The organism is Streptomyces sp. NPDC056835 (genome assembly GCF_042789485.1).
GTDB lineage: Bacteria > Actinomycetota > Actinomycetes > Streptomycetales > Streptomycetaceae > Streptomyces.
Genome location: NZ_JBHUBB010000001.1, coordinates 404,467 through 429,189, shown reverse-complemented (window position 1 = coordinate 429,189; position 24,723 = coordinate 404,467). Strand labels below are relative to the sequence as shown.

General features: G+C 71.0%; 24 protein-coding genes. 21 read left to right on the top strand and 3 right to left on the bottom strand.

The window, feature by feature from the left end:
- Positions 1–83 precede the first annotated feature (83 nt).
- Complete coding sequence (locus ACFRMN_RS01960) at positions 84–1,973, top strand: AMP-dependent synthetase/ligase (RefSeq protein WP_383011768.1); 1,890 nt, start codon at positions 84–86, stop codon at positions 1,971–1,973.
- Positions 1,974–2,036: 63 nt separating this feature from the next.
- Here ACFRMN_RS01960 and ACFRMN_RS01955 read toward each other — a convergent pair whose 3' ends face one another.
- Positions 2,037–2,621 (bottom strand): two-component system response regulator, encoded by a 585-nt coding sequence (locus tag ACFRMN_RS01955; RefSeq protein ID WP_383011765.1) that lies wholly within the window; start codon positions 2,619–2,621, stop codon positions 2,037–2,039.
- A gap of 271 nt (positions 2,622–2,892) precedes the next feature.
- On the opposite strand from ACFRMN_RS01955, the gene ACFRMN_RS01950 reads away from it, so the two are divergent.
- The 3 genes from ACFRMN_RS01950 to ACFRMN_RS01940 all read left to right on the top strand — a co-directional run bounded on the left by ACFRMN_RS01950 (position 2,893) and on the right by ACFRMN_RS01940 (position 6,987).
- The gene (locus ACFRMN_RS01950; protein WP_383011762.1) at positions 2,893–4,989 is read left to right on the top strand and encodes a SpoIIE family protein phosphatase; all 2,097 of its coding nucleotides are present in this window, start codon (positions 2,893–2,895) and stop codon (positions 4,987–4,989) included.
- Between the two features lie 76 nt (positions 4,990–5,065).
- Positions 5,066–6,298, top strand: coding sequence for a radical SAM family heme chaperone HemW (gene hemW / locus ACFRMN_RS01945; protein ID WP_383011759.1), 1,233 nt, complete (start codon positions 5,066–5,068; stop codon positions 6,296–6,298).
- 101 nt (positions 6,299–6,399) lie between these two features.
- Positions 6,400–6,987 carry a Uma2 family endonuclease gene (locus ACFRMN_RS01940; RefSeq protein WP_383011756.1) on the top strand — a complete coding sequence of 196 codons (588 nt, stop codon included), beginning with the start codon at positions 6,400–6,402 and terminating at the stop codon, positions 6,985–6,987.
- On the opposite strand, the gene ACFRMN_RS01935 is transcribed toward ACFRMN_RS01940, so the two are convergent.
- Both ACFRMN_RS01935 and ACFRMN_RS01930 read right to left on the bottom strand, forming a co-directional pair.
- The gene (locus ACFRMN_RS01935; RefSeq protein WP_383011753.1) at positions 6,965–7,789 is read right to left on the bottom strand and encodes a DUF3097 domain-containing protein; all 825 of its coding nucleotides are present in this window, start codon (positions 7,787–7,789) and stop codon (positions 6,965–6,967) included. The two genes, ACFRMN_RS01940 and ACFRMN_RS01935, sit on opposite strands and share 23 nt — an antisense overlap.
- 109 nt (positions 7,790–7,898) lie before the next feature.
- Positions 7,899–8,618: an MBL fold metallo-hydrolase gene (locus tag ACFRMN_RS01930; protein WP_383011750.1), complete on the bottom strand. Its 720-nt coding sequence runs from the start codon at positions 8,616–8,618 to the stop codon at positions 7,899–7,901.
- A gap of 172 nt (positions 8,619–8,790) precedes the next feature.
- On the opposite strand from ACFRMN_RS01930, the gene hrcA reads away from it, so the two are divergent.
- The 17 genes from hrcA (at position 8,791) to ACFRMN_RS01845 (ending at position 24,648) form a co-directional block, all read left to right on the top strand.
- A complete protein-coding gene (gene hrcA / locus ACFRMN_RS01925) occupies positions 8,791–9,807 on the top strand; it encodes a heat-inducible transcriptional repressor HrcA (RefSeq protein ID WP_249949309.1) in 1,017 nt (338 codons plus the stop codon).
- On the top strand, positions 9,808–10,944 hold the full coding sequence (dnaJ, locus tag ACFRMN_RS01920; protein ID WP_383011747.1) for a molecular chaperone DnaJ: 1,137 nt from the start codon (positions 9,808–9,810) through the stop codon (positions 10,942–10,944).
- Positions 10,945–11,099: 155 nt separating this feature from the next.
- On the top strand, positions 11,100–12,179 hold the full coding sequence (locus ACFRMN_RS01915) for a nitronate monooxygenase (protein ID WP_383011745.1): 1,080 nt from the start codon (positions 11,100–11,102) through the stop codon (positions 12,177–12,179).
- On the top strand, positions 12,176–12,913 hold the full coding sequence (locus ACFRMN_RS01910) for a 16S rRNA (uracil(1498)-N(3))-methyltransferase (RefSeq protein ID WP_383011742.1): 738 nt from the start codon (positions 12,176–12,178) through the stop codon (positions 12,911–12,913). The genes ACFRMN_RS01915 and ACFRMN_RS01910 overlap by 4 nt, the downstream gene beginning before the upstream one ends.
- Positions 12,914–13,065: 152 nt before the next feature.
- Positions 13,066–13,425, top strand: a complete 360-nt coding sequence (locus ACFRMN_RS01905) for a histidine triad nucleotide-binding protein (protein WP_383012042.1) — start codon at positions 13,066–13,068, stop codon at positions 13,423–13,425.
- 5 nt (positions 13,426–13,430) lie between these two features.
- Complete coding sequence (locus tag ACFRMN_RS01900) at positions 13,431–14,339, top strand: ribonuclease Z (protein WP_383011738.1); 909 nt, start codon at positions 13,431–13,433, stop codon at positions 14,337–14,339.
- A gap of 86 nt (positions 14,340–14,425) precedes the next feature.
- Positions 14,426–15,538, top strand: a complete 1,113-nt coding sequence (locus ACFRMN_RS01895; RefSeq protein WP_383011735.1) for a carbohydrate kinase family protein — start codon at positions 14,426–14,428, stop codon at positions 15,536–15,538.
- A 232-nt stretch (positions 15,539–15,770) separates the two neighbouring features.
- Positions 15,771–16,790: a PhoH family protein gene (locus tag ACFRMN_RS01890; protein ID WP_383011732.1), complete on the top strand. Its 1,020-nt coding sequence runs from the start codon at positions 15,771–15,773 to the stop codon at positions 16,788–16,790.
- A gap of 14 nt (positions 16,791–16,804) precedes the next feature.
- Positions 16,805–17,302, top strand: a complete 498-nt coding sequence (gene ybeY / locus ACFRMN_RS01885) for an rRNA maturation RNase YbeY (protein ID WP_383011729.1) — start codon at positions 16,805–16,807, stop codon at positions 17,300–17,302.
- Positions 17,299–18,588, top strand: a complete 1,290-nt coding sequence (locus ACFRMN_RS01880) for a hemolysin family protein (RefSeq protein ID WP_383011727.1) — start codon at positions 17,299–17,301, stop codon at positions 18,586–18,588. Before ybeY ends, ACFRMN_RS01880 begins: the two co-directional genes overlap by 4 nt.
- Positions 18,585–18,944, top strand: a complete 360-nt coding sequence (locus ACFRMN_RS01875) for an MmcQ/YjbR family DNA-binding protein (RefSeq protein ID WP_383011724.1) — start codon at positions 18,585–18,587, stop codon at positions 18,942–18,944. The genes ACFRMN_RS01880 and ACFRMN_RS01875 overlap by 4 nt, the downstream gene beginning before the upstream one ends.
- 109 nt (positions 18,945–19,053) lie before the next feature.
- A complete protein-coding gene (locus tag ACFRMN_RS01870) occupies positions 19,054–19,419 on the top strand; it encodes a cytidine deaminase (protein WP_383011722.1) in 366 nt (121 codons plus the stop codon).
- A 97-nt stretch (positions 19,420–19,516) separates the two neighbouring features.
- Positions 19,517–20,488 carry a GTPase Era gene (gene era, locus ACFRMN_RS01865; RefSeq protein ID WP_383011719.1) on the top strand — a complete coding sequence of 324 codons (972 nt, stop codon included), beginning with the start codon at positions 19,517–19,519 and terminating at the stop codon, positions 20,486–20,488.
- Positions 20,489–21,198: 710 nt separating this feature from the next.
- Positions 21,199–21,552, top strand: a complete 354-nt coding sequence (locus ACFRMN_RS01860) for a hypothetical protein (protein WP_383011716.1) — start codon at positions 21,199–21,201, stop codon at positions 21,550–21,552.
- 125 nt (positions 21,553–21,677) lie between these two features.
- On the top strand, positions 21,678–22,688 hold the full coding sequence (locus tag ACFRMN_RS01855; protein ID WP_383011713.1) for an efflux RND transporter periplasmic adaptor subunit: 1,011 nt from the start codon (positions 21,678–21,680) through the stop codon (positions 22,686–22,688).
- 50 nt (positions 22,689–22,738) lie between these two features.
- Positions 22,739–23,449 carry an ABC transporter ATP-binding protein gene (locus ACFRMN_RS01850; protein ID WP_383012039.1) on the top strand — a complete coding sequence of 237 codons (711 nt, stop codon included), beginning with the start codon at positions 22,739–22,741 and terminating at the stop codon, positions 23,447–23,449.
- Entirely contained in the window at positions 23,446–24,648 is a 1,203-nt protein-coding gene (locus ACFRMN_RS01845; RefSeq protein WP_383011710.1) for an ABC transporter permease, read from the top strand. Before ACFRMN_RS01850 ends, ACFRMN_RS01845 begins: the two co-directional genes overlap by 4 nt.
- The last annotated feature ends 75 nt before the right edge of the window (positions 24,649–24,723 follow it).

Sequence of the window (24,723 nt, the reverse complement as noted above, 5' to 3'; positions counted from 1 at the left end):
ATCCTAGTTACTCGTCGGTTAGTTACTCGTCAGTCACACAATCAGGTCAGTCACGCAGCGCTGCCGCGGGCCCGGAGGATGTCGTGAGCGACACACAGAACTTGATCGAGAACCGGCCGCCCTCCGTGGCGACCCTCTTCATTGAGCGCGTGAGCGCCACGCCGGACGCGGAGGCCTACCGCTTTCCCGTACCCGCGCCGGCCGGCCAGGGCCCCGACGAGTGGCGCTCCCTGAGCTGGAGCGAGGCGGCCCAGCGGGTGTACGCCATCGCCGCGGGCCTGATCGCGCTGGGCGTACGGCCCGAGGAGCGCGTCGCGCTCGCCTCGTCCACCCGCGTCGAGTGGATCCTCGCCGACCTCGGAGTGATGTGCGCGGGCGCCGCGACCACCACGGTCTACCCCTCGACCAACACCGAGGAGTCCGCGTTCATCCTCGCCGACTCCGAGAGCCGGGTGCTGATCGCCGAGGACGCCGCCCAGCTCGCCAAGGCGCACGAACGCCGGACCGAGCTGCCGCATCTCAGCCATGTGGTCGTGATCGACGCCGCCGACGCGCTCCCCGCCGAGGGTGATCCGGACGGCTGGGTGCTCTCGCTGGCCGATCTGGAGGCGCGTGGCACGGAGTATCTGCGCACGTATCCGGAAGCGGTCAAGGAGCGGGTCGCGGCCATCACGGCCACCCAGCTCGCCACGCTGATCTACACCTCCGGCACCACCGGCCGGCCCAAGGGCGTGCGGCTGCCCCACGACAACTGGTCGTACATGGCCAAGGCCACCGCCGGCACCGGACTGATCACCAAGGACGACGTCCAGTACCTGTGGCTGCCGCTCGCCCATGTCTTCGGCAAGGTGCTGACCTCCGGCCAGATCGAGGTCGGGCATGTCACCGCCGTGGACGGGCGCGTCGACAAGATCATCGAGAATCTGCCGGTGGTCCAGCCGACCTATATGGCGGCCGTGCCGCGGATCTTCGAGAAGGTCTACAACGGGGTCGCGGCCAAGGCGCGGGCCGGCGGCGCCGCCAAGTACAAGATCTTCCAGTGGGCGGCGGGGGTCGCCCGCGAGTACGCCAAGGTCTCCCAGGACAACTTCCGGCGTACGGGCACGGCCTCCGTACCGTTCGCCCTCGGCGCCAAGCACAAGGCCGCCGACGCGCTCGTCTACGCCAAGCTGCGCGAGGCGTTCGGCGGCCGGCTGCGCGCCGCGGTCTCCGGCTCCGCCGCGCTCGCGCCCGACATCGGCTACTTCTTCTCCGGCGCCGGGATCCACATCCTGGAGGGCTACGGACTGACCGAGTCCAGCGCCGCCAGCTTCGTCAACCCGGGGGAGGCGTACCGCACCGGCACGGTTGGCAAGCCGCTGCCCGGCACCGAGGTACGGATCGCCGACGACGGCGAGATCCTGCTGCGCGGCCCGGGGATCATGGCCGGATATCACGGGCTGCCGGAGAAGACGGCGGAGGTGCTTGAGCCCGACGGATGGTTCCACACGGGGGACATCGGCGAGCTGTCCCCCGACGGCTATCTGCGGATCACCGACCGCAAGAAGGACCTCATCAAGACGTCGGGCGGCAAGTACATCGCCCCCGCCGAGGTCGAGGGCCAGTTCAAGGCGGTGTGCCCGTTCGTCTCCAACATCCTGGTGCACGGCGCGGACCGTAACTTCTGTACGGCGCTGATCGCGCTCGACGAGCCGGCCATCCTCGGCTGGGCCGCCGAGAACGGCCTGGCGGGCAGGACATACGCCGAGGTGGTCGCCTCCCCGGCGACCGAGCGGCTCATCGCCGGCTATGTGAAGCGGCTCAACGAGGGCCTTCAGCGCTGGCAGACCATCAAGAAGTTCCGGCTGCTGCCGCGCGATCTGGACATCGAGCACGGCGAGCTGACACCGAGCCTCAAGCTCAAGAGGCCGGTGGTGGAGCGGACGTACAAGGACCTGATCGAGGAGATGTACGAGGGCTCCCGGGAGGCCTGAGAGAGGCCTGAGAGGCCTGAGGGAGGCCAACGGGCGGCTCACGGGCGGCCAGTGGGCCGGGGTCTACTGGCCCCGGCCGCGCCGCAGTTCGTCCAGCGTCTCCTCTATTCGGGCCAGTTGCTTCCCCACCGAGTCGAGGTCGCCGGGGACGCCCGCGCGTAACTCGTCCTCGATCGAGGCCAGCCGGTCCGTGATCTCGCCCAGATGCTCCTGCTCCCGGGCCAGCAGCCGTTCCAACTGGCGGTTCTTGCGGTGCAGATCGAGGAAGACGCTGACCTTGGCACGGAGCATCCACGGGTCGAAGGGCTTGGTCAGAAAGTCCGCCGCGCCCGACGCGTAGCCACGGAAGGCATAACCGCTGCCGGACTCCGGACCGTTCAGGAAGATGATCGGGATGTCCTTGGCCCCGTCGAGGCGCTTGATCCGGCCGGCGGTCTCGAAGCCGTCCATGCCGGGCATCCGGACGTCCAGCAGAATCAGCGCGAACGGCTCCCGCAGCAGCGCCCGCACCGCCTCCTCGCCCGAACGGGCCCGTACGAGCGGCTCGTCCAGCGAGGCGAGGACCGCTTCCAGTGCGTCGAGGTTGTCCTCCAGGTCATCGACGAGAAGGATGCTCGCGCGGTCCGTGGTGGCTGTTGTCCTGCTCATCCCGCTCCCCCTGTCCGGCCCCCGTGTTCCGGCCGGGGAGGCAAGGATGCTCTGTGCGAAGCGTTTTGGCACGTCCTTCCGGCGGTTTGGCCCCGTGTCGCCACCGCGCCGGCAGTGCTCCCCGCCGTGCCACCGCGGATACGGCCGGTGTGCTTCCGGTTCATGGTCAAATCTTGTCCACTTCCATGACTAGGCGTGTATGAGCGGGCTCCGTCTGTCACTCTGTCGGGATCGTAAGCGGCACAACGCCAGAACCGGATCAGGAGCCGCAGTGGGGCGCATTCCGATCCCGCGCGAGACCCTTCATCTCCCGGCACCCCAGGTGCCGTTACGGAGGGACACGCGGTCGACATCACGTACCAGCCTGCCGGGCAACCCGCTGGCCCCGTCCGCAGCCCGCCGCTTCACCCGCGCGGCGCTGGCGGACTGGACCAGTCTCGGGCTGCTCACCACCTGTACCTTCTGCCAGGGGGACGAGGGCTGTTCCCCGGGGGAACACAGCACCGATCTGCTCGCGGACGACGCGGTGCTGATCGTCGACGAACTCGTCACCAACGCGGTGGTGCACGCGGGCACCACCGTCGAGTTGCTTTGCAGGCTCGAAGACCCCGGTGAGGACGCGTCCGGGAGCCCGGCAGGGGACGCTGAGGAGCCCGCGGCCGTGGTCCTCGAAGTCTCCGACCACCATCCCGCCCGCGCCATACAGAGCGACGCGGCGGGGCAGGCACCGGCCGGTACACCCGAGTACGGGCGCGGGCTGCAACTGGTCGCCGCGCTCGCCGAACGCTGGGGCATCACCTATCGCTCCGGGCTCAAGACCGTCTGGGCCCGCCTCCCGCTCGAAGGCCGGGACCCGGGGCGGGACCAGGGGACCGAGCCGGCCCTGCGGCGCGGGCTGCGCGCCGCCGAGATCCTCGCGCCGACGACCCGGCGTACGGCGCGCGACGACCCCGAGTGGACCGGCCGGGGCGCCCTCTCGTTCCTCGCCGAGGCGTCCGAACTGCTCGCCGGGCAGCTGGACGAGGATCTTGTCGCGGCGCTCGCCGGACAGCTGCTGGTGCCACGGCTCGCGGAGTGGTGCGCGGTCTGGCTGGACGGCGAGGGCGGCCAGCACGGCGCGACGCCCCGGCTGGCGCGGGTCTGGCACGCGGACGAGGCGAGGATCGAGCCGCTGCGCCGGATCCTGGCGAAGGAGCCGCCACGGCTTCCGGTCTCGCCGAGGGGCGGCCCGGTGCGGGTGCCCTGGCCGGGGGAGGGCTCGGGCGAGGGCTCGGGGGAGGGCTCGGGCGGGGGCGAAGGCGCGGGCCCCGGGTCCGGGGCGGGGACCGATGCCGGCCTCGGCTCCGGCTCCGGTGCGGCGCTCGCCTGCCGGCTGGTCGCGAACGGGCGCGCGCTCGGCACGCTGATGCTCGGCAGGCCGGGGCAGGGCCCCGTCCCCGACGAAGTGACCGGGCTCATCGAGGACTTCGCGCGCCGCGTCGGCCTCGCGATCGGCGCGGCCCGCCGCTATACCCGTCAGGTCACCATCAGCCGCGTCCTGCAACGCGGACTGCTGCCCAGCCAGGTGGCGCGCATCCCCGGCATCGCCAGCTCGCTGGTGTACGAGCCGAGCGACGACGGTCTGGCCGGCGGCGACTTCTACGACGTCTTCCCGTGCCCGCCGGGCGACCGCTGGTGCTTCATGCTCGGCGACGTCCAGGGCAGTGGTCCCGAGGCCGCCGTCGTCACCGGCCTGGCCCGCCCCTGGCTGCGTCTGCTCGCCCGCGAGGGCTACCGCGTCGGCGCGGTCCTCGACCGGCTGAACCGGCTGCTCCTGGACAACGCGACGGAGGCCGCCGACTCCGCGTCCCTGATGGCCGCCGCGACCGCCGCGTCGTCCACGTCCCTGGCGTCCGCCGTGTCCGCCGCGTCCGCGCCCCCGTCGTCGTCACCGTCCGAGGGCGGCCAGGCCCGCTTCCTGTCCCTGCTGTACGGCGAGCTGATGCCGTTGCCGGGCGCGGGCGGCGCCGTACGGTGCACCCTCGCCAGCGCCGGCCATCCACTGCCGCTGCTTCTGCGGCCGGACGGGACGGTACGCGCGGCGGGGGAGCCGCAGCTGCTCCTCGGGGTCGTAGAGAAGGTCGCGTACGAGAGCAGCACCTTCGACCTGGAGCCCGGTGACACGCTGCTCTGCGTCACCGACGGCGTCACGGAGCGCCGCTCCGGCCGGCGGATGCTCGACGACGGCGACGGCCTCGCGCGGGCCATGGCGGGGTGTGTGGGGCTGACGGCGCAGGGCGTCGCGGAGCGGATACGGCAGGTGGTCCACGACTTCGACGAGACGCCGCCGGAGGACGACGTGGCGCTGCTGGTGCTCCAGGCGACCTGAGCGGAGCCGTACCCGCCCGGACCCGGGTGGACCGGCGCCGGCCCGGTCCACCCGTCGCGTACGGGACACTGGGGGCATGCCTTCCGCACTGCCCGACGGCGACCCCATGCCCGAGACCGGCGCGCTGCCCCCGCACGCCCTCGCGGGCGCGGCGGACCGGCCCCTCGGCTTCTACCTGCACGTTCCGTACTGCGCCAGCCGCTGCGGCTACTGCGACTTCAACACCTACACGGCGACCGAGCTGCGTGGCTCGGGCGGTGTCCTGGCCTCCCGCGACAACTACGCGGACACCCTCGCCGACGAGGTACGGCTGGCCAGGAAGGTGCTCGGCGACGACCCGAGGAAGGTCCGTACGGTGTTCGTCGGCGGCGGTACGCCGACACTGCTCGCCGCGGCCGATCTCGTACGGATGCTCGGGGCGATCCGCGACGAGTTCGGGCTCGCGGACGATGCCGAGATCACCACGGAGGCGAATCCGGAATCCGTGGATCCGGCGTATCTGGCGGCCCTGCGGGAAGGCGGCTTCAACCGGATCTCCTTCGGGATGCAGAGCGCGAAACAGCACGTACTGAAGGTCCTGGACCGTACGCACACCCCCGGGCGGCCCGAGGCGTGCGTCGCGGAGGCCCGTGCGGCGGGCTTCGAGCATGTGAACCTCGATCTGATCTACGGCACGCCGGGGGAGACCGACGACGACTGGCGCGCATCGCTCGCGGCGGCGGTCGGGGCGGGGCCCGACCATGTCTCCGCGTACGCGCTGATCGTGGAGGAGGGCACCCAGCTGGCCCGGCGCATCAGACGCGGCGAGGTCCCGATGACGGACGACGACGAGCACGCGGACCGGTATCTGATCGCGGACGAGGCGCTGGCGGCGGCGGGCTTCTCCTGGTACGAGGTGTCCAACTGGGCGACCTCGGAGGCGGCCCGCTGCCTGCACAACGAGCTGTACTGGCGCGGCGCGGACTGGTGGGGCGCGGGTCCGGGCGCCCACAGCCACGTGGGGGGCGTGCGCTGGTGGAACGTGAAGCACCCGGGCGCGTACGCGGCGGCGCTGGCGTCGGGACGGTCGCCGGGCGCGGGGCGGGAGATCCTGACGGCGGAGGACCGCAGGGTGGAGCGCATCCTGCTGGAGCTACGGCTCTCCGACGGCTGCGAGCTGTCGTTGCTGCGGCCGGACGGCCTGGCGGCCTCCCGCCGCGCGCTGGCCGACGGCCTGCTCCGGCAGCGGCCGTACGACGAGGGGCGTGCGGTCCTGACGCTGCGGGGGCGGCTGCTGGCGGACGCGGTCGTCAGGGACCTGGTGGACTGATCACTCGCCGGTGTGAATCCGAGCGGATTCGGGGCGAATCTGCTTGCGCTGATTCTTGGTCTGCCGCTAACAGAAGCGGCGGAATGTGGAGGTTCACGGAGATGACCGCTGTGGATGAGCGACTGATCACCGACGACGCCGAGATCTACGAGGGCCTTGAGGTCCCCGAAGGATTCAAGGCCGAACTCCTCCGCGGAGAAATTGTCATGACGGCTGGGCCCGACTGGGTGCACAACCTGATCGTTCTGTTTGTGCTGAGGCAGATTCCTCTTGATCGCTGGTATCCGGTTCAGACACAGGACCTGGCGATTCCGGGCGAGTCGACGCAGCCACAGCCGGACCTTGTCGTGGTTGAGCACGACGCCTTCGACGGCCCAGGACGTCTGGTCCCCGCCCCCGCGGTCACCCTGGTGCTGGAGGTTGTCTCCAAGAGCAGCATTGACCGTGATTACGGCGTCAAGCGTTCCATCTACGCGGCGGGCCGAGTGCCCGCTTATCTGATCGCCGATCCGCCGGAGGCCCAATGCGTGCTGCTCACCGTGCCGGTGGGCAGTGGGGAGGATGCGGACTACCAGGTGAAGCGGACCGTCAAGTTCGGGGACTCCATGCCGCTCGAAGTGCTCGGCATCGAGCTCGACACCAGCGAGTTCGGGACCCTTCCCCCCGTCAAACGGCACCGCCGACCGTGACGAAGTCGATCAGTTCCTCCACCCTGCCCAGCAGCGCGGGTTCCAGGTCCCGGTAGGAGTGCACGCGGGACAGGATGTGCTGCCACGCCGCCCCCGTGTTCTCCGGCCAGCCCAGCGCGCGGCACACGCCCGTCTTCCAGTCCTCGCCCCTCGGCACCGCCGGCCACGCCGTGATCCCCACCGACGACGGCTTCACCGCCTCCCAGACGTCGATATAGGGGTGGCCCACCACCAGGACGTCGGCGCTCGTCACCGCGGACGCGATGCGCGACTCCTTCGAGCCCGGCACCAGATGATCGACCAGGACGCCCAGCCGCGCGTCCGGGGCCGGGGCGAACTCACCGACGACGGCGGGGAGATCGTCGATGCCGCCCAGGTACTCCACGACCACGCCCTCGATACGCAGATCGTCGCCCCACACCTTCTCGACCAGCTCCGCGTCGTGCCGGCCCTCCACATAGATGCGGCCCGCCCTGGCGACGCGCGCGCGGACCCCGGGGACGGCGAGCGAGCCGGAGGCGGTACGGGACGGGCGGAAGGAGCCCGCCGTCGCCGGGCGGATCAGGGTCACCGGCCGACCCTCCAGGAGGAAGCCGCCCGGCAGCAGTGGGAAGACCCGGTGTTTACCGAAGCGGTCCTCCAGAGTGACCGTCGGCCCCTCGGCGGTCTTCTCACAGCGGATCACCGCGCCGCAGAAGCCCGTTGACACCTCCTCGACCACCAGATCCGGTTCGGCGGGGACCTCCGGCGCGGGCGTGGACTTCTTCCACGGGGGCGTCAGATCAGGGCTGTAGCTGCGCATGCGCACGACGATAGGCCGGAGCGCGGCGCCCCGGCTACGACGCCCCGGCACACGCGGTTACGCCCCCTCCCGTTACGACGCCCCGGCACGCGCCACCGCGCCCCTCCGGTCACGACGCCCCGGCGCGCGCTGCCAGCGCGTCGCGCTGCGCCCGTACGAACGCCGCGTCCACCACCGCCCCGTGCCCCGGCACGTACAGCGCGTCCTCGCCGCCCAGCGCCAGCAGCCGGTCCAGGGCCGCCGGCCAGCGCGCGGGGACCGCGTCGGGGCCCGCCTGCGGCTCCCCGGACTCCTCCACCAGATCGCCGCAGAAGACCACCGCCGGGGAGCCGGGCACCAGCATCGCGAGATCGTGGGCGGTATGACCGGGCCCGGCGTTCGCGAGAAGGACCCGGAGGCCACCCAGGTCCAGCGTCACCTCCCCGGACACCGCGTGCCGGGGCGCCACCAGGACGTCCACCGCCTCGGCGGCCTCCGCGGCGGCGACCCCGTGGCGTACGGCGTCCTCGTACAGGCCCGCCGCGTCCCGGGCGAACAGCTCCGCCATGCCCACGGCCCCGTACACCTCCGCCCCCGCGAACGCGGCCGTCCCCAGCACATGGTCGAAGTGCGGGTGGCTCAGCGCGATATGGGTCACACGACGGCCGCCGAGCGGCGTCCGCGTCCGTGCCCGGATTCCCGCGCCCTCGCGGAGCGTGGAGCCCGTGTCGTACAGCAGTGCCCCGTCGGAGCCGACGGCCAGTCCGGTCGTCGCGTCCCACCCCGGCAGCCGCAGCCGCCCCACTCCTGGAGCCAGCCGCTCCCACCCGGACTCTTCCCAGACGTTCATACCGGGACGCTACGGGACGCTATCGGCAACGACCAGCGCGATCGCGGGGTAGCGTGGTCGGCTGCTCTTGCTAGCGGTGTACCCCACGGCCGTACACTGGCAGGGGGAGTGCTGGCACTCCTCCAGAGCGAGTGCCAAGGCCGGAACGACGGACGAGAGCTGGAGGTGTGCGATGCTCAGCGAACGCAGGCTGGAGGTGCTGCGCGCCATCGTCCAGGACTATGTCGGGACGGAAGAGCCCGTCGGCTCCAAGGCGCTCACCGAGCGGCACAAGCTCGGTGTCTCCCCGGCGACCGTACGCAACGACATGGCGGTGCTGGAGGACGAGGGCTTCATCGCCCAGCCGCACACCAGCGCGGGCCGCATCCCGACGGACAAGGGATACCGGCTCTTCGTCGACAAGCTGGCGGGGGTCAAACCCCTGTCCTCGCCGGAGCGCCGCGCCATCCAGAACTTCCTGGACGGAGCCGTCGACCTCGACGATGTCGTGGGCCGTACGGTACGGCTGCTGGCGCAGCTCACCCGGCAGGTCGCCGTCGTCCAGTACCCCTCGCTGACCCGCTCGACGGTGCGGCACGTGGAGCTGCTGGCGCTGGCGCCCGCGCGGCTGATGCTCGTTCTGATCACGGACACCGGACGGGTCGAGCAGCGCATGATCGACTGTCCCGCGCCGTTCGGCGAGACCTCGCTCGCGGACCTGAGGGCCCGGCTCAACAGCCGGGTGGTCGGGCGCCGCTTCGCGGATGTCCCGCAGCTGGTGCAGGACCTGCCCGATTCCTTCGAGCAGGAGGACCGGGGGACCGTCACCACGGTGCTCGCGACCCTGCTCGAAACCCTGGTCGAGGAGACCGAGGAGCGGCTGATGATCGGCGGTACCGCCAACATCACCCGCTTCGGACACGATTTCCCGTTGACCATCCGGCCGGTGCTTGAGGCGCTGGAGGAGCATGTGGTGCTCCTCAAGCTGCTCGGCGAGGCCAAGGACCCCGGCATGACCGTACGTATCGGGCACGAGAACGCCCATGAGGGCCTCAACTCCACGTCCGTCGTCGCGGTCGGCTACGGTTCGGGCGACGAGGCAGTCGCCAAACTCGGCGTGGTCGGACCGACCCGCATGGACTACCCCGGAACGATGGGAGCGGTACGCGCAGTGGCACGTTACGTCGGACAGATCCTGGCGGAGTCGTAAGTGGCCACGGACTACTACGCCGTACTCGGCGTGCGCCGCGACGCATCTCAGGACGAGATCAAGAAGGCATTCCGCAGACTCGCGCGCGAGCTGCATCCGGATGTCAATCCCGATCCCAAGACGCAAGAGCGCTTCAAGGAGATCAACGCCGCCTACGAGGTGTTGTCGGACCCGCAGAAGAAGCAGGTCTACGACCTCGGTGGGGACCCCCTCTCGCAGAGCGGTGGCGGGGGCGCGGGCGGATTCGGGGCCGGTGGCTTCGGCAACTTCTCCGACATCATGGACGCGTTCTTCGGTACGGCGTCGCAGCGCGGCCCGCGGTCGCGGACGCGGCGCGGCCAGGACGCGATGATCCGGCTGGAGATCGACCTCAACGAGTCGGCCTTCGGCACGACCAAGGACATCCAGGTCGACACGGCCGTGGTCTGTACGACGTGTTCGGGCGAGGGCGCGGCGCCGGGCACCTCGGCGCAGACCTGTGACATGTGCCGAGGCCGCGGCGAGGTCTCGCAGGTCACCCGGTCCTTCCTGGGCCAGGTCATGACCTCGCGGCCGTGCCCGCAGTGCCAGGGCTTCGGTACGGTCGTGCCGACGCCGTGCCCCGAGTGCGCGGGCGACGGCCGGATCCGGTCCCGCAGGACGCTCACCGTCAAGATCCCGGCCGGGGTCGACAACGGCACGCGCATCCAGCTCGCGGGCGAGGGCGAGGTCGGCCCCGGCGGCGGCCCCGCCGGTGATCTGTATGTCGAGATCCACGAGCTGCCGCACGCGGTGTTCCAGCGGCGCGGCGACGATCTGCACTGCACGGTCACGATCCCGATGACCGCGGCCTCGCTCGGCACGAAGTGTCCGCTGGAGACGCTGGACGGCCTGGAGGAGATCGACGTACGTCCTGGCACGCAGTCGGGCCAGTCGATTCCGCTGCACGGCCGGGGCATCACGCATCTGCGGGGCGGCGGCCGGGGCGACCTGATCGTGCACGTCGAGGTGATGACCCCGTCGAAGCTGGACCCCGAGCAGGAGCGGCTGCTGCGGGAGCTGGCGAAGATGCGCGGCGAGGAACGGCCCACGGGCCAGTTCCAGCCGGGGCAGCAGGGGCTGTTCTCGCGGCTGAAGGACGCCTTCAACGGCCGCTGACGGTACGGGTTTCGGTGAATGGCCCGGGGACCGCTCCCCGGGCCATTCGCGTTGTCCCCCGGCGTGACGCCCGTGATCCGCCGCGCATTCCTCTGTCACATGCCCGACGCGGCACCGATTCGTAGCTGTCATACAAGGCATGGCACGATGCCTGCATGTCCTCCGCACTGACCGATCTCTGCCGGTATCCGATCGTGCAGGCCCCCATGGCGGGCGGCGCCTCCTGCCCGCAGCTGGCCGCGGCCGTCTCCGAGGCCGGCGGTCTCGGGTTCCTCGCCGCCGGGTACAAAACGGCGGACGGCATGTACGAAGAGGTCAAACAGTTGCGCGGGCTGACCGGCCGGCCCTTCGGCATCAACCTCTTCATGCCGCAGCCGCGCTACGCCGACCACGCGGCCGTGGAGGTCTACCGCAACCAGCTCGCCGGTGAGGCGACCTGGTACGAGACGCCCCTCGGCGATCCCGACGCCGGACGGGACGACGGCTACGAGGCGAAGCTGGCGATACTGCTCGACGACCCGGTGCCCGTCGTGTCGTTCACGTTCGGCTGCCCGACCAGGACGACACTCGACGCCTTCGCCCAGGCCGGAACGTACACCGTGGTCACGGTCACCACCCCCGAGGAGGCCCAGACCGCGCAGTGGTCCGGCGCCGACGCCATCTGCGTCCAAGGCATCGAGGCCGGCGGCCACCAGGGCACGCACCGCGACGATCCGGCCACCGACGGCGCGGGGATCGGGCTGCTCTCGCTGGTGACCCAGGTCAAGGAGGCCGTGGAGCTCCCGGTGATCGCCGCCGGCGGGCTGATGCGCGGGGCCCAGATCGCGGCGGTGCTCGCGGCGGGCGCGGACGCGGCGCAGCTCGGTACGGCGTTCCTGGTGTGCCCGGAGTCCGGGGCGAACGCACTGCACAAGCAGGCCATGACCAATCCGCTGTTCGTACGGACCGAGCTGACCCGGGCGTTCTCCGGGCGCCCCGCGCGCGGCCTCGTGAACCGCTTCATGCGTGAGCACGGCCCGTACGCCCCGCCCGCCTACCCGGAGATCCACCACCTCACCTCCGGGCTGCGCAAGGCCGCCGCCAAGGTGGGCGACGCGCAGGGCATGGCGCTCTGGGCGGGACAGGGCCACCGGATGGCCCGCGATCTGCCGGCCGGACAGCTGGTCGAGGTGCTGAACGGTGAACTCGAAGCGACCCGCGCCTCGTTGATGCCGGGTCTGGGCAACGTCTCGTGACCGCTCCTGTCTTCGTCGTAGAGGGCGGCCGACTGCGGGCCGGTACGGTCACGCTGGACGGCCCCGAGGGGCGGCACGCCGTCTCCGTACGGCGGCTGCGCGTCGGCGAGGAGATCGTCCTGACGGACGGCGCGGGCACCGGCGCCCACGGGACGGTCGCGGCGGTCGAGGGCAAGGACCGGCTGGACGTCGCCGTCACCGAGGTACGCACCGAGCCGGAGCCCACGCCCCTGATCACCGTCGTCCAGGCGCTGCCCAAGGGCGATCGCGGGGAACTGGCCGTCGAGACGATGACCGAGACCGGTGTCGACGCGATCGTGCCCTGGCAGGCCGCGCGCTGCATCACGCAGTGGAAGGGCGAGCGCGGCGCCAAGGCGCTCGCCAAGTGGCGGGCCACGGCGCGCGAGGCGGGCAAGCAGTCGCGCAGGCTCCGCTTCCCCGAGGTCACCGACGCGCTGTCGGCCAAGCAGGTCGCGGCGCTGCTCGCGGACGCGGACTTCGCCGCCGTACTGCACGAGGAAGGCAGCGAGCCGCTGGCCACCGCGCCGCTGCCCACGGAGGGCCGGATCGTGCTGGTCGTGGGGCCGGAAGGGGGCGTGTCCCCGCAGGAGTTGACGGCTTTCGCGGAGGCGGGCGCGCGGCCGTACCGGCTGGGCCGCAGCGTACTGCGCACCTCCACCGCGGGGACGGCGGCCACGGCGCTCCTGCTCGGCCGCACCGGCCGCTGGTCCTGACGGGCCGCCTGGCATGGGCGGTGACGGGCCGCCTGGCCATGGATGGTGACGGGCCGCCGGGCCGTGGGTGGTGACGGCCTCGGGCCCCGACCGCACCGGATAGCATGCGACGTACTCAACTGATCACCAGTGGTGTCGAGGAGGCCCGGACCATGGCGGGAGAACCACAGGCCGACTGCCTGTTCTGCAAGATCGTCTCGGGGGACGTACCGGCCACCGTCGTCCGCGAGACCGAGACCACCCTCGCCTTCCGTGACATCAACCCGCAGGCCCCGACCCATGTCCTGGTCATCCCGCGGGTGCACTCCCCGGACGCGGGCACCCTCGCCGCGGCGGAGCCCACGATCGCCGCCGATGTGCTGCGCGAGGCCGCCGCGGTCGCCGTCGGCGACAAGACCGACGGCAGCGGCTACCGGATCGTCTTCAACACGGGCGCGGGCGCGGGCCAGACCGTCTTCCACGCGCACGCCCATGTCCTGGGCGGACGCGGCTTCAACTGGCCCCCCGGGTAGGCGTCTTGTCCGTACGGGAACTGGTCGTGCTGGGCACCGCGAGCCAGGTGCCCACCCGCCATCGCAACCACAACGGCTATCTGCTGCGCTGGGACGGCGAGGGCCTGCTCTTCGACCCGGGCGAGGGCACCCAGCGCCAGATGCTGCGCGCCGGGGTCGCCGCGCACGACATCAACCGCATCTGTGTCACGCACTTCCACGGCGATCACTCACTCGGACTGGCCGGGGTCATCCAGCGCATCAATCTCGACCAGGTGCCGCACGAGATCACGGCGCACTACCCGGCGAGCGGGCAGGGCTTCTTCGAACGGCTGCGGTACGCCACGGCCTACCGCGAGTCCGTCGAGCTGACCGAAGCGCCGGTCACCGGCGACGGCGTGCTCGCGCGTACCCCCGCGTACACCTTGGAGGCGCACAAGCTCTCCCACCCCGTCGAGTCGTACGGCTACCGCCTCACCGAGCCCGACGGGCGCCGCATGGACCCGGCGCGGCTGGCCGCGCACGGCATCGCGGGCCCGGACATCGGCCGGCTCCAGCGCGAGGGCGTGCTGAACGGCGTCACGCTGGCGGAGGTCAGTGAGACGCGCCGGGGACAGCGGTTCGCCTTCGTCATGGACACCCGGCTCTGCGACGGCGTGCACGCGCTGGCCGAGGGGTGCGATCTGCTGGTCATCGAGTCGACCTTCCTCGACGGCGACGAGCGGCTGGCCACCGACCACGGCCATCTCACCGCCGGCCAGGCGGCGCGGGCCGCGCGGGACGCGGGCGTGGGGCATCTGGTGCTCACACACTTCTCGCAGCGCTACGGCGACCCGGACGAGTTCGAGCGGCAGGCACGCGCGGCGGGATTCGAGGGCGAACTGACGGTCGCGGCCGACCTCGTACGGGTACCGCTGCCCAAGCGTTCCCGCTGAGAACCGCTCCGCCGCGGCGGGACCGCCCGCCCGCGCCCGGCCGATCGGGCAGACTGTCCGGATCCGCACGCGACCGGGAGCCCGCCGTGATCACATCCAACGGAGACCCGCAGGAACACTCCGCCCATATCGACCCGCTGCGCGCCGTGCGCGCCCCGGACGATCCCGACTGCGATGTGTATCTGACGGGCACGGTCTTCCTCGACATCATCTTCACCGGGCTGGACAGCGCGCCCGTACGCGGCACGGAGTCCTGGGCGCGGGGCATGGGGTCGAGCCCCGGCGGGATCGCCAATATGGCCACCGCCCTGGCCCGCCTCGGCCTGCACACCTCACTCGCGGCGGCCTTCGGCGACGACCACTACGGCGAGTACTGCTGGGACGCGCTGGAGCAGGGCGAGGGCATCGATCTGTCCCGGTCACGGACGGTCCCCGGCTGGCACTCGCCGGTCACCGTCTCGATGGCGTACGAGGACGAGCGCACGATGGTCTCGCACGGCCACGAGGCCCCGCCGCCCGAAGGGGCCCTGCCCGAGTGCCCGCCGCGCGCCCGCGCCGCCGTCGCCGCGCTCACCCCCGGCCGCCGCGACGAGTGGATCGCCCGCGCCGCCCGCCACGGAGCGCGCATCTTCGCCGATGTCGGCTGGGACGAGACCGGCCGCTGGGATCTGGCGGGACTGGCCGATCTGGAGCACTGCGAGGCGTTCCTGCCCAACGCCGAGGAGGCGATGCGCTACACCCGTACCGACTGCCCCAGGGCCGCCGCGCGCGTGCTCGCCGAGCGGGTGCCGTTGGCCGTCGTCACGCTCGGCGGGGACGGCGCGTACGCGGTGGACGGCGCCACCGGGGAGACCGCCGAGGTCCCGGCGATCGCGGTGGAGGCCCTTGATCCGACGGGCGCGGGCGATGTCTTCGTGGCCGGATTCGTCACCGGCACGCTCGCCGGCTGGCCGCTCGCGGACCGGCTGGCCTTCGCGGGGCTGACCGCCGCGCTCTCGGTCCAGGAGTTCGGCGGCTCGCTCTCCGCGCCCGGCTGGTCGGAGGTCGCGACCTGGTGGCAGTACGTACGGACCTCCCCGGACCAGGACCCGGCGGCGCTGCGGCGCTACGCCTTCCTGGAGGAGCTGCTGCCCGCGCCGAGCAGGCCGTGGCCGCTGCGCAGGGCCGTACCGACCATCGGCTTCGGCCGCTCGGCCTGAGCCGGGCGGGTCCGAGCCGGGGTCCGAGCCGGGTCCGAGCCGGGCGTGCTTCGCCGGGCGTGTTTCGTCGGCGGCACCGACGGGTTCGCCGGCCGGACCCGCGGGCTTTGCCAACGGCACATGGAAAAGCCCTAGGGCCTTGTCAGTGCGGGGTCGTACGCTGGTACCCCAGAGGTTGTCGAGCAGCGAGAACCCTGCAACGGGAGGTATGTGCAGGCCACAGCGCCGGCCCATGACTCAGACACCTACAGTCCAAACCCCCGCGTCGGGGCAGGCACGTGCCCAGTGGACCGTTCCGGCCAAGCACCCCATGGTGACGGTCCTGGGCTCCGGAGACACCCTCCTGCGGGTGATCGAGAAGGCGTTCCCGGCCGCGGACATCCATGTCCGGGGAAACGAGATCAGTGCGACCGGCAGCGCGGCGGATGTCGCGATGGTCCAACGCCTGTTCGACGAAATGATGCTGGTGCTCCGCACCGGTCAGCCGATGACGGAGGACGCAGTGGAACGTTCGATCGCCATGCTCAGGGCGAGCGAGAACGGCGGAGCGGACGGTCCCGAGACGCCCGCCGAGGTGCTCACCCAGAACATCCTGTCCAGCCGCGGCCGGACGATCCGCCCCAAGACCCTCAACCAGAAGCGGTATGTCGACGCGATCGACAAGCACACGATCGTCTTCGGCATCGGTCCCGCCGGTACCGGCAAGACCTATCTCGCCATGGCCAAGGCGGTCCAGGCCCTGCAGTCCAAGCAGGTCACGCGGATCATCCTGACCAGGCCCGCGGTCGAGGCGGGCGAGCGGCTCGGTTTCCTGCCCGGCACGCTCTACGAGAAGATCGACCCGTATCTGCGGCCGCTCTACGACGCGCTGCACGACATGCTCGACCCCGATTCGATCCCGCGTCTGATGGCGGCGGGCACGATCGAGGTGGCGCCGCTGGCGTATATGAGGGGAAGGACGCTCAATGACGCGTTCATCATCCTCGACGAGGCGCAGAACACCAGCACCGAGCAGATGAAGATGTTCCTGACCCGGCTCGGCTTCGATTCGAAGATCGTCATCACCGGCGACATCACCCAGGTCGACTTGCCGGGCGGCACGAAGAGCGGTCTGCGCCAGGTCCAGGACATCCTGGACGGCGTCGACGACATTCACTTCTCCCGGCTCACATCCCAGGATGTCGTACGGCACAAGCTCGTCGGCCGTATCGTCGACGCGTACGAACAGTACGACAGCCAAAACGGGAAGTAGAGCGACCGCGCACCATGTCGATCGACGTCAACAACGAGTCAGGCACCGAGGTCGACGAGCAGGCGATCCTCGACGTCGCCCGCTACGCGCTCACGAGGATGCGTATCCACCCGCTCTCCGAACTGTCGGTGATCGTGGTGGACGAGGCCGCGATGGAACAGCTGCACATCCAGTGGATGGATCTGCCGGGCCCGACGGATGTCATGTCCTTCCCGATGGACGAGCTGCGTCCGCCGGTCAAGGACGACGAGGAGCCCCCGCAGGGCCTCCTCGGTGACATCGTGCTCTGTCCCGAGGTGGCGAAGAAGCAGGGCGAGGAGGCCCCGACGCAGCACTCCATGGACGAGGAGCTTCAACTGCTCACCGTCCACGGTGTGCTGCATCTCCTCGGCTACGACCACGAAGTGCCGGACGAGCGCGCCGAGATGTTCGGCCTCCAGGCGGCCATCGTCGACGGCTGGCGGTCCGAGCAGGGGCTCACGGGCCCGTCGCCCGCGCCGACCGTCTCATGACCGCGCAACTGATCGTCGGAGCGGTCGCCCTGGTCGTCGTGGCCTGGCTGGCGGCCTCCGCCGAGGCGGGCCTCGCCCGGGTCGCCGGCTTCCGGGCGGCCGAGGCCGTCCGCTCGGGGCGCCGGGGCGCGGCCAAGCTGGCACAGGTCGCCGCCGACCCGACGCGCTATCTGAATGTGGCCCTGCTGGTACGGGTCGCCTGCGAGATGGCGGCCGGGGTGCTTGTCACCTACGTCTGCCTGAAGGAGTTCAAGGAGACCTGGGCGGCGCTGGTCGTCGCCATCGGCGTGATGGTGCTCGTCTCGTACGTCGCGGTGGGAGTCTCGCCCCGTACGATCGGCCGCCAGCATCCGCTGAACACGGCGACGGCCTCGGCGTATGTGCTGCTGCCGCTCGCCAGGATCATGGGCCCGATCCCCCAGCTGCTGATCCTGCTGGGCAACGCGCTCACCCCCGGCAAGGGCTTCCGCAAGGGACCGTTCGCCAGCGAGGCCGAACTGCGGGCGATGGTCGACCTCGCCGAGTCGGAGTCCCTTATCGAGGACGACGAGCGCCGGATGGTGCACTCCGTCTTCGAGCTGGGCGACACCCTCGTACGGGAGGTCATGGTCCCGCGTACGGACCTGGTCTGCATCGAGCGGTACAAGACGATCCGTCAGGCGCTCACGCTGGCGCTGCGCTCCGGCTTCTCCCGTATCCCGGTGACGGGGGAGAACGAGGACGACATCGTCGGCATCGTCTACCTCAAGGACCTGGTCAGGAAAACCCATATCAACCGGGACTCCGAAGCCGATCTGGTCTCCACGGCGATGCGCCCCGCCGCCTTCGTGCCCGACACGAAGAACGCGGGCGATCTGCTGCGCGAGATGCAGCAGGAGCGCAGCCATGTGGCGGTCGTGATCGACGAGTACGGCGGCACGGCCGGCATCGTCACGATCGAGGACATCCTGGAGGAGATCGTCGGCGAGATCACCGACGAGTACGACCGCGAGCTCCCGCCGGTCGAGGAGCTGGGCGACGGCTCGTACCGCGTCACGGCCCGGCTGGACATCGGTGACCTCGGGGAGCTGTTCGGGCTGGACGAGTACGACGACGAGGACGTGGAGACCGTCGGCGGCCTCCTGGCGAAGGCCCTGGGCCGCGTCCCGATCGCCGGCGCCACAGCCAGCGTCGACCTGCCGGACGGCCGCACGCTCCGGCTCACGGCCGAATCCCCGGCCGGCCGCCGGAACAAGATCGTCACGGTCCTCGCGGAACCGGTGCGGAAGGAAGCCCAGACGTCGTGACCCCGGCGGAGCTGACGTCGTGCTGCCTGGCACTGAACGGAACATCCTCGGACGTCCCGTTCCCGCGCAACCCGGGTATCACCGTCTTCAGGGTCGCCGCGAAGATCTTCGCGATCTGCTCCCTGGAGGACCGCCCGCTGAAGGTCTCCCTCAAGTGCGACCCGGAGGAAGCGATCCGCCTCCGCGAGACCCACCCGGAAATCGTCCCGGGCTGGCACCTCAACAAACGCCACTGGAACACGGTGACGGTCGGCCCGCTGCCGGCCCGGATGGTGCGGGAGCTGATCGAGGACTCGTACGACCTGGTGGTGGCGGGCCTCCCGAAGCGGGAACGACTCAGACTGGACCGGCCCTGACCGCGACGGCCCAGGACCTGCGGGCGTCCGTTCCCGGGCCGTTCCCGAAGACCGCGCCCTGGCATAGCCCGTTGAAGGGCGTGGTGGCCGTGATGCCTATGCTCGGCGTATGACTGAGAGCACCGACCCCGGCACCGGCGTCTCCGCCGAGGACCGCAAGATCATTACGCTCGCCCGCAGCGCCCGCGCGCGTAACGGCGTGCCCGAGGGCGCGGCGGTACGGGACGAGACCGGGCGTACGTATGTCGCCGGCAGCGTGCGGCTGGACTCGCTCAAGCTCAGCGCGCTGCGTACGGCGGTCGCGATGGCCGTGGCCAGTGGTGCCACCTCGCTGGAGGCGGCGGCCGTGGTCACGGCGGAGCAGAGCGTGTCGGACGAGGACCGCGCGGCCGTACGCGACCTCGGCGGGCCCGCGACCCCGGTCCTGGTGGCGGGGCCGGACGGCACGCTCCGGGTGACCGTTACGGCCGGCTGAGCGGCGGGCCCCCGGGCGCGCGATCAGTGCGTGGAAAGTGGCGGCACAGCGGCCGTGTGGGGCTGTCTGGTCGGCGCGAGGTAAACGATCGGGGACAATGGGCGCCATGAGCGCTCGTACCTCTTCGCCCGAGACTTCACCCGAGGCAACCGAAGCCCCCCACCGGGCCGGCTTCGCCTGCTTCGTCGGCCGCCCCAACGCGGGCAAGTCCACCCTCACGAACGCTCTGGTCGGCCAGAAGGTGGCCATCACCTCCAACCGGCCGCAGACCACGCGCCACACCGTGCGCGGCATCGTGCACCGGCCCGAGGCGCAGCTGATCCTGGTCGACACCCCGGGCCTGCACAAGCCGCGCACGCTGCTCGGTGAGCGTCTCAACGATGTCGTACGGACGACCTGGGCCGAGGTCGACGTGATCGGCTTCTGTCTGCCCGCCGACCAGAAGCTCGGCCCCGGCGACCGGTTCATCGCCAAGGAACTGGCCGCGATCAAGAAGACGCCGAAGGTCGCCGTCGTCACCAAGACGGACCTTGTCGACTCCAAGACGCTGGCCGAACAGCTCATCGCGATCGACCAGCTCGGCAAGGAACTCGGCCTGGAGTGGGCGGAGATCGTCCCGGTCTCGGCGGTCGGCGACCAGCAGGTCGGCCTGCTCGCCGATCTGCTCGTCCCGCTCCTCCCGGAGAGCCCGCCGCTCTACCCGGAGGGCGACCTCACCGACGAGCCCGAGCAGGTCATGGTCGCCGAGCTGATCCGCGAGGCCGCGCTGGAAGGCGTACGGGACGAGCTGCCGCACTCGATCGCGGTCGTCGTCGAGGAGATGCTGCCGCGCGAGGACCGCCCGGCGGACAAGCCGCTGCTGGACATCCACGCGAACGTCTATATCGAGCGCCCCAGCCAGAAGGGCATCATCATCGGCCCGAAGGGCAAGCGTCTCAAGGAGGTCGGGACGAAGTCCCGCAAGCACATCGAGGCGCTGCTCGGCACCCCCGTCTACCTCGACCTGCATGTGAAGGTCGCCAAGGACTGGCAGCGCGACCCGAAGCAGCTGCGCAAGCTCGGGTTCTGACCGGCGCCTCACTCGCGTTGCCCGGGGTGCGTTTCGGCTGGGGCCGGTGGTGCGGTGCGGGTTGTCGCCGGGTGGCGCTCCGGGCTCGCGCCGGGGACCGCATGATTTACGGCGCGTAACGGGCCACAGTCAGGAAACGGGCGGTCGCGCGCCACAAATCACGCTCTGCGTCCCGGACACGCCCCCCTGCGCGCCCCCCTTCACCGCCCGCACAAGCGACGCGCTGCCCGGTGACCTCCTTCCCGTACCCATGCCCCCGGGCGTGGTCGAGAGCCTCCTCGACCACGCCTGGGGGCATGTTGCGTAAAGGTAAGGAAAATCCCTCACCAGCACGCAATGGGTGATCCGCTGGAATTGCGCTCGTGACCGGTTGCCGGGCGCTCGCTTTCCCCCCGGCGGCCCGGTACCGGTCGCGCCAACTTCTCACTTCGCGGCTCCCGGAGAGGAGCCTGCTCATGGAGGCGCTCATGAAATCGTCGGTTCACGCCTGGCGCCGTGGCTTCGCCACCACAGCGGCGGTTGTGCTGCTGGGGGCGGGCGCGGTTGCCTGCGGCGGTCAGGAGAAGCCCGCCGCGGGCGGGAGCTCGACGGGGGATTCCGCGTCTTCGGGGTCATCCGGGTCGTCCGGATCTTCTGGATCTTCTGGATCGGACGGGTCGTCCGCGGCTGACGGATCCTCCGGGGCATCCGGTGTCACGTACGCGGGGTGCATGCGGAAGAACGGTGTCGATGTCGCGGACCCGGAGCCGGGTGGGGTACCGCAGCTGCCGACCGGAGTCCCGCGGTCCGTCCTGGACAAGGCCAAGAAGGAATGCGGCGAGGCGCCCGGTTCGCAGGCGCGGGCCGGTGGTGGTGAGTTCAAGGACGACCCCAAGTTCCAGGAGCTCTTTCTCAAGAACCAGAAGTGCCTGCGCGAGAACGGCTGGGAGATGAAGAAGCCCAAGGGCGACAACATCGCGGTCACTCCCGAGTTGAACAACCCCGTACTCAACAAGGCCAAGAAGGCCTGCAAGCCGACTGGCAAGGCCCTCGACGATTACGTCGAGGGGGTGATGGGTCAGTGACGCGGGAGGGTCCCGGCACGGCCGTCCCGCCGCTGCTCCCCGCCGGGGCGGACGACGGACCACCACGTCGGAGGCGTCGCGGAGGCCGGCGCCGCGGGGTTCTCGTCGCCGTCGCGGTGGGAGCCGTGCTGGCGACGTCGCTCGCCGGCGTGGCCTACGTACGGGCCACCGCCCCCGAACAGTCCCCGCCGCCGAGGGAGCGGCTGCCTCCCAGCACGGAGAGGATCACCCGGGGTGATCTGGTCTCCGAGGTGCGCGCGACGGGCTCGGTGCAGTTCTCCGGCTCCCGCGCCGTCAAGAACCATCTCAAGGGCATCGTCACATGGGTGCCGTCGGCGAACACCCTCGTCACACAGGGGAAGCGCCTCTATGCCGTCAACGACACCCCCGTGTTCCTGCTGCGCGGCTCCCTCCCGGCATGGCGGGCCTTCAAGTCGGCCATGCCGGACGGTGAAGACGTCCGCATGCTGGAGGAGAACCTCGCGGAACTCGGCTACACCGATTTCACCGTGGACGAGGAGTTCACCGAGAAGACCGAGGCCGCGGTGAAACGCTGGCAGAAGAACAACGGTCTGAAGCAGAGCGGCGAGATCGAGCTGGGCCGGGTGGTCTTCGCCCCGGGGCCGCTGCGGATCGCGAGCACCACGGCGCGGTCGGGTGACTCGGTCGCGCCCGACCAGGAGGTGCTGCGGGTCACCGGATTCCGTCAGCGGGTGTCGGCGGAGGTTCCTTCCGAGGAACAGGATCTGGCCGTCAAGGGCGCGAAGGCGGAGATCGAACTCCTCGACGGCAGACGGATGAAGGGAACCGTCTCCTCCGTCGGCGCCGAGAAGGTCGCCGAGGAGAACAAGAAGGTCGTCCCGATCACCGTGGAGCCGGATTCCGCGAAGACGCTTGAGAAGCTTCAGAGCGCGGACGTCGTGGTGCTGCTGACGCGGACGGAGGCCGAGGACGTACTCTCCGTACCGGTCACGGCACTCATTCCGGCTGACGGCGGCGGCTACTCGGTGCAGCTGGTGAAGGACGGCAGGACGCGCCGGGTCGCGGTGACGACGGGAGCGTTCGGGAACGGACGGGCAGAGGTCAGCGGCCCCGGCATCGAGGAAGGCGTGCGTGTGGGGGTGCCCAGGCTGTGACCGCCCTTCTCCAGGACGACGGGCGGCTCGCGACCGGCTCACCGGTTCCCGTGGTGAGCCTGACCGAGGCCGGCCGCTCCTACGGCAAAGGACCGCACCGGGTGCACGCGCTGACGGGGGTGACGACGGCCATCGCGCCCGGTGAACTGGTCGCCGTCGTCGGACCCTCCGGTTCCGGCAAGTCGACCCTGCTCAATCTGATCGGCACCCTGGACCGTCCCACCTCGGGCCGCGTCGTGGTGGACGGGAAGCGGGTGGACCGGCTCGACGACCGCCGGCTGTCGGCGCTGCGCGCGCATCGCATCGGCTTCGTCTTCCAGCAGTTCCACCTCTCCAACGGCACCCGGGCCCTGGACAACGTCGCCGACGGCCTGCTGTACACGGGCCTGCCCCGGCGCCGACGCCGGGAGCGCGCCGCCGCCGCCCTGCACCGGGTCGGTCTCGGCCACCGCCTGCATCACCGGCCCCACGAGCTGTCCGGCGGCGAACGGCAGCGGGTGGCCATAGCCCGCGCCGTGGTGGGCGATCCGGCGATCCTGCTGGCGGACGAGCCGACCGGGGCACTGGACACCCGTTCCGGCGCCATGGTCGTTCGACTGCTGCGCGAGTTGCACGACTCCGGTACCACCGTCGTGGTCATCACCCACGACACCGAGCTGGCGGCGAGCCTGCCGCGCCGGCTGGTCATGCGCGACGGACGGCTCGTGGAGGACGCCGCAGCCCCCGCGATCCAACCACGACCGGCCAAGGAGCTCGGATGAACCGCGACGCCACCGGACGCTCGCGCCTGCGGGGCGGGGATCTGCTGCGGCTCGGTGCCAACGGACTCAGTACCCGGCCGCTGCGCGCCGTGCTCTCCGCCGCCGGTATCGCCATCGGTATCGCCGCGATGATCGCCGTCATCGGCATCTCCGCCTCCAGCCGGGCCTATCTCGACGCTCAACTGGACAAGCTCGGCACCAACATGCTGACGGTGGAGCCGGGCCAGGACCCCGAAACAGGAAAAATCGTCCCGCTGCCCGTGACCGCGGTGCCGACCATGGCCCGCGCCGACGGCGTGGACTCCGTCAGCGGAACGGGAAAGCTTGAGGACGTGGACGCCTATCGCAATCCACGTGTCGATCCTGCGGAGACGAACGAACTGGCCGTACTCGCCACCGACACCCGGCTGCTCAGAACCCTGAAGGCGACCATGGGCCGGGGAGGCTGGCTGAACCGGGCCCCCGACCGCTATCCGACGACCGTCCTCGGCCACCGCGCGGCGTCCCGGCTGGGAGTCACGGACGCCGGTGAACGCGTATGGGTCGGCGACCGGTACTTCACCGTGCTCGGCGTCCTCGATCCGGTACCCCTGGCCCCCGAGCTCGACACGGCCGTGCTCGTCAACAACACCGCGGCCGCACGCCTGCTGGGCTTCGACGGCCGTCCCACCATGGTGTACGAGCGCTCCGCCGACGAGATCGTGGAGAAGGTACGCAGGCTGCTGCCGCGCGCCGCCAACCCGGAGAACCCCCAGTACGTCACCGTCAGCCGGCCGTCGGACGCGCTGAAGGCCCGACAGGCCGCGGACTCCTCGTTCACCGGGCTGCTCGTCGGTCTGGGGGCGGTGGCCCTGCTCGTCGGCGGGATCGGCGTGGCCAACACCATGGTCATCGCGGTCATGGAACGACGTGGCGAGATCGGGCTGCGACGCGCGCTGGGCGCGGCGCGGCGGCACATCTCCCGGCAGTTCCTCGTGGAGGCACTGCTCCTGTCCTGCCTCGGCGGGCTGGGCGGAGCGGCCCTCGGCACGGTCGTGACCGCGGGTTATGCTCTGAGCCAGGGCTGGCCCACCGCGGTTCCTTTCGCCGCACTGGCCGCGGGTGTCGGCGCGACAGCCCTTATCGGAGCGGTGGCGGGGCTGTATCCGGCCCTGCGGGCGGCACGCACCCCTCCGACGGTCGCCCTGGCCGCCCCATAACCAACACTGCCCCGGCGGCCCTTCCTCATGAGGGTCGCCGTGAGGACATCCGGACTCGGGCCGCTGCCGCCCGAC

Excerpts from the sequence above, each read along its gene's own strand:
- ACFRMN_RS01935 (WP_383011753.1), bottom strand. The coding sequence starts at position 7,789 with ATGCGCAGCTACAGCCCTGATCTGACGCCCCCGTGGAAGAAGTCCACG.
- ACFRMN_RS01845 (WP_383011710.1), top strand. The coding sequence starts at position 23,446 with ATGAACCGCGACGCCACCGGACGCTCGCGCCTGCGGGGCGGGGATCTG.
- hrcA (WP_249949309.1), top strand. The coding sequence starts at position 8,791 with ATGCTCAGCGAACGCAGGCTGGAGGTGCTGCGCGCCATCGTCCAGGAC.
- ACFRMN_RS01880 (WP_383011727.1), top strand. The coding sequence starts at position 17,299 with ATGACCGCGCAACTGATCGTCGGAGCGGTCGCCCTGGTCGTCGTGGCC.
- ACFRMN_RS01940 (WP_383011756.1), top strand. The coding sequence starts at position 6,400 with ATGACCGCTGTGGATGAGCGACTGATCACCGACGACGCCGAGATCTAC.
- era (WP_383011719.1), top strand. The coding sequence starts at position 19,517 with ATGGGCGCCATGAGCGCTCGTACCTCTTCGCCCGAGACTTCACCCGAG.
- ACFRMN_RS01860 (WP_383011716.1), top strand. The coding sequence starts at position 21,199 with ATGCGGAAGAACGGTGTCGATGTCGCGGACCCGGAGCCGGGTGGGGTA.
- ACFRMN_RS01955 (WP_383011765.1), bottom strand. The coding sequence starts at position 2,621 with ATGAGCAGGACAACAGCCACCACGGACCGCGCGAGCATCCTTCTCGTC.
- ACFRMN_RS01905 (WP_383012042.1), top strand. The coding sequence starts at position 13,066 with ATGGCGGGAGAACCACAGGCCGACTGCCTGTTCTGCAAGATCGTCTCG.
- ACFRMN_RS01870 (WP_383011722.1), top strand. The coding sequence starts at position 19,054 with ATGACTGAGAGCACCGACCCCGGCACCGGCGTCTCCGCCGAGGACCGC.
- ACFRMN_RS01915 (WP_383011745.1), top strand. The coding sequence starts at position 11,100 with ATGTCCTCCGCACTGACCGATCTCTGCCGGTATCCGATCGTGCAGGCC.
- hemW (WP_383011759.1), top strand. The coding sequence starts at position 5,066 with ATGCCTTCCGCACTGCCCGACGGCGACCCCATGCCCGAGACCGGCGCG.
- ACFRMN_RS01890 (WP_383011732.1), top strand. The coding sequence starts at position 15,771 with ATGACTCAGACACCTACAGTCCAAACCCCCGCGTCGGGGCAGGCACGT.
- ACFRMN_RS01930 (WP_383011750.1), bottom strand. The coding sequence starts at position 8,618 with ATGAACGTCTGGGAAGAGTCCGGGTGGGAGCGGCTGGCTCCAGGAGTG.
- ybeY (WP_383011729.1), top strand. The coding sequence starts at position 16,805 with ATGTCGATCGACGTCAACAACGAGTCAGGCACCGAGGTCGACGAGCAG.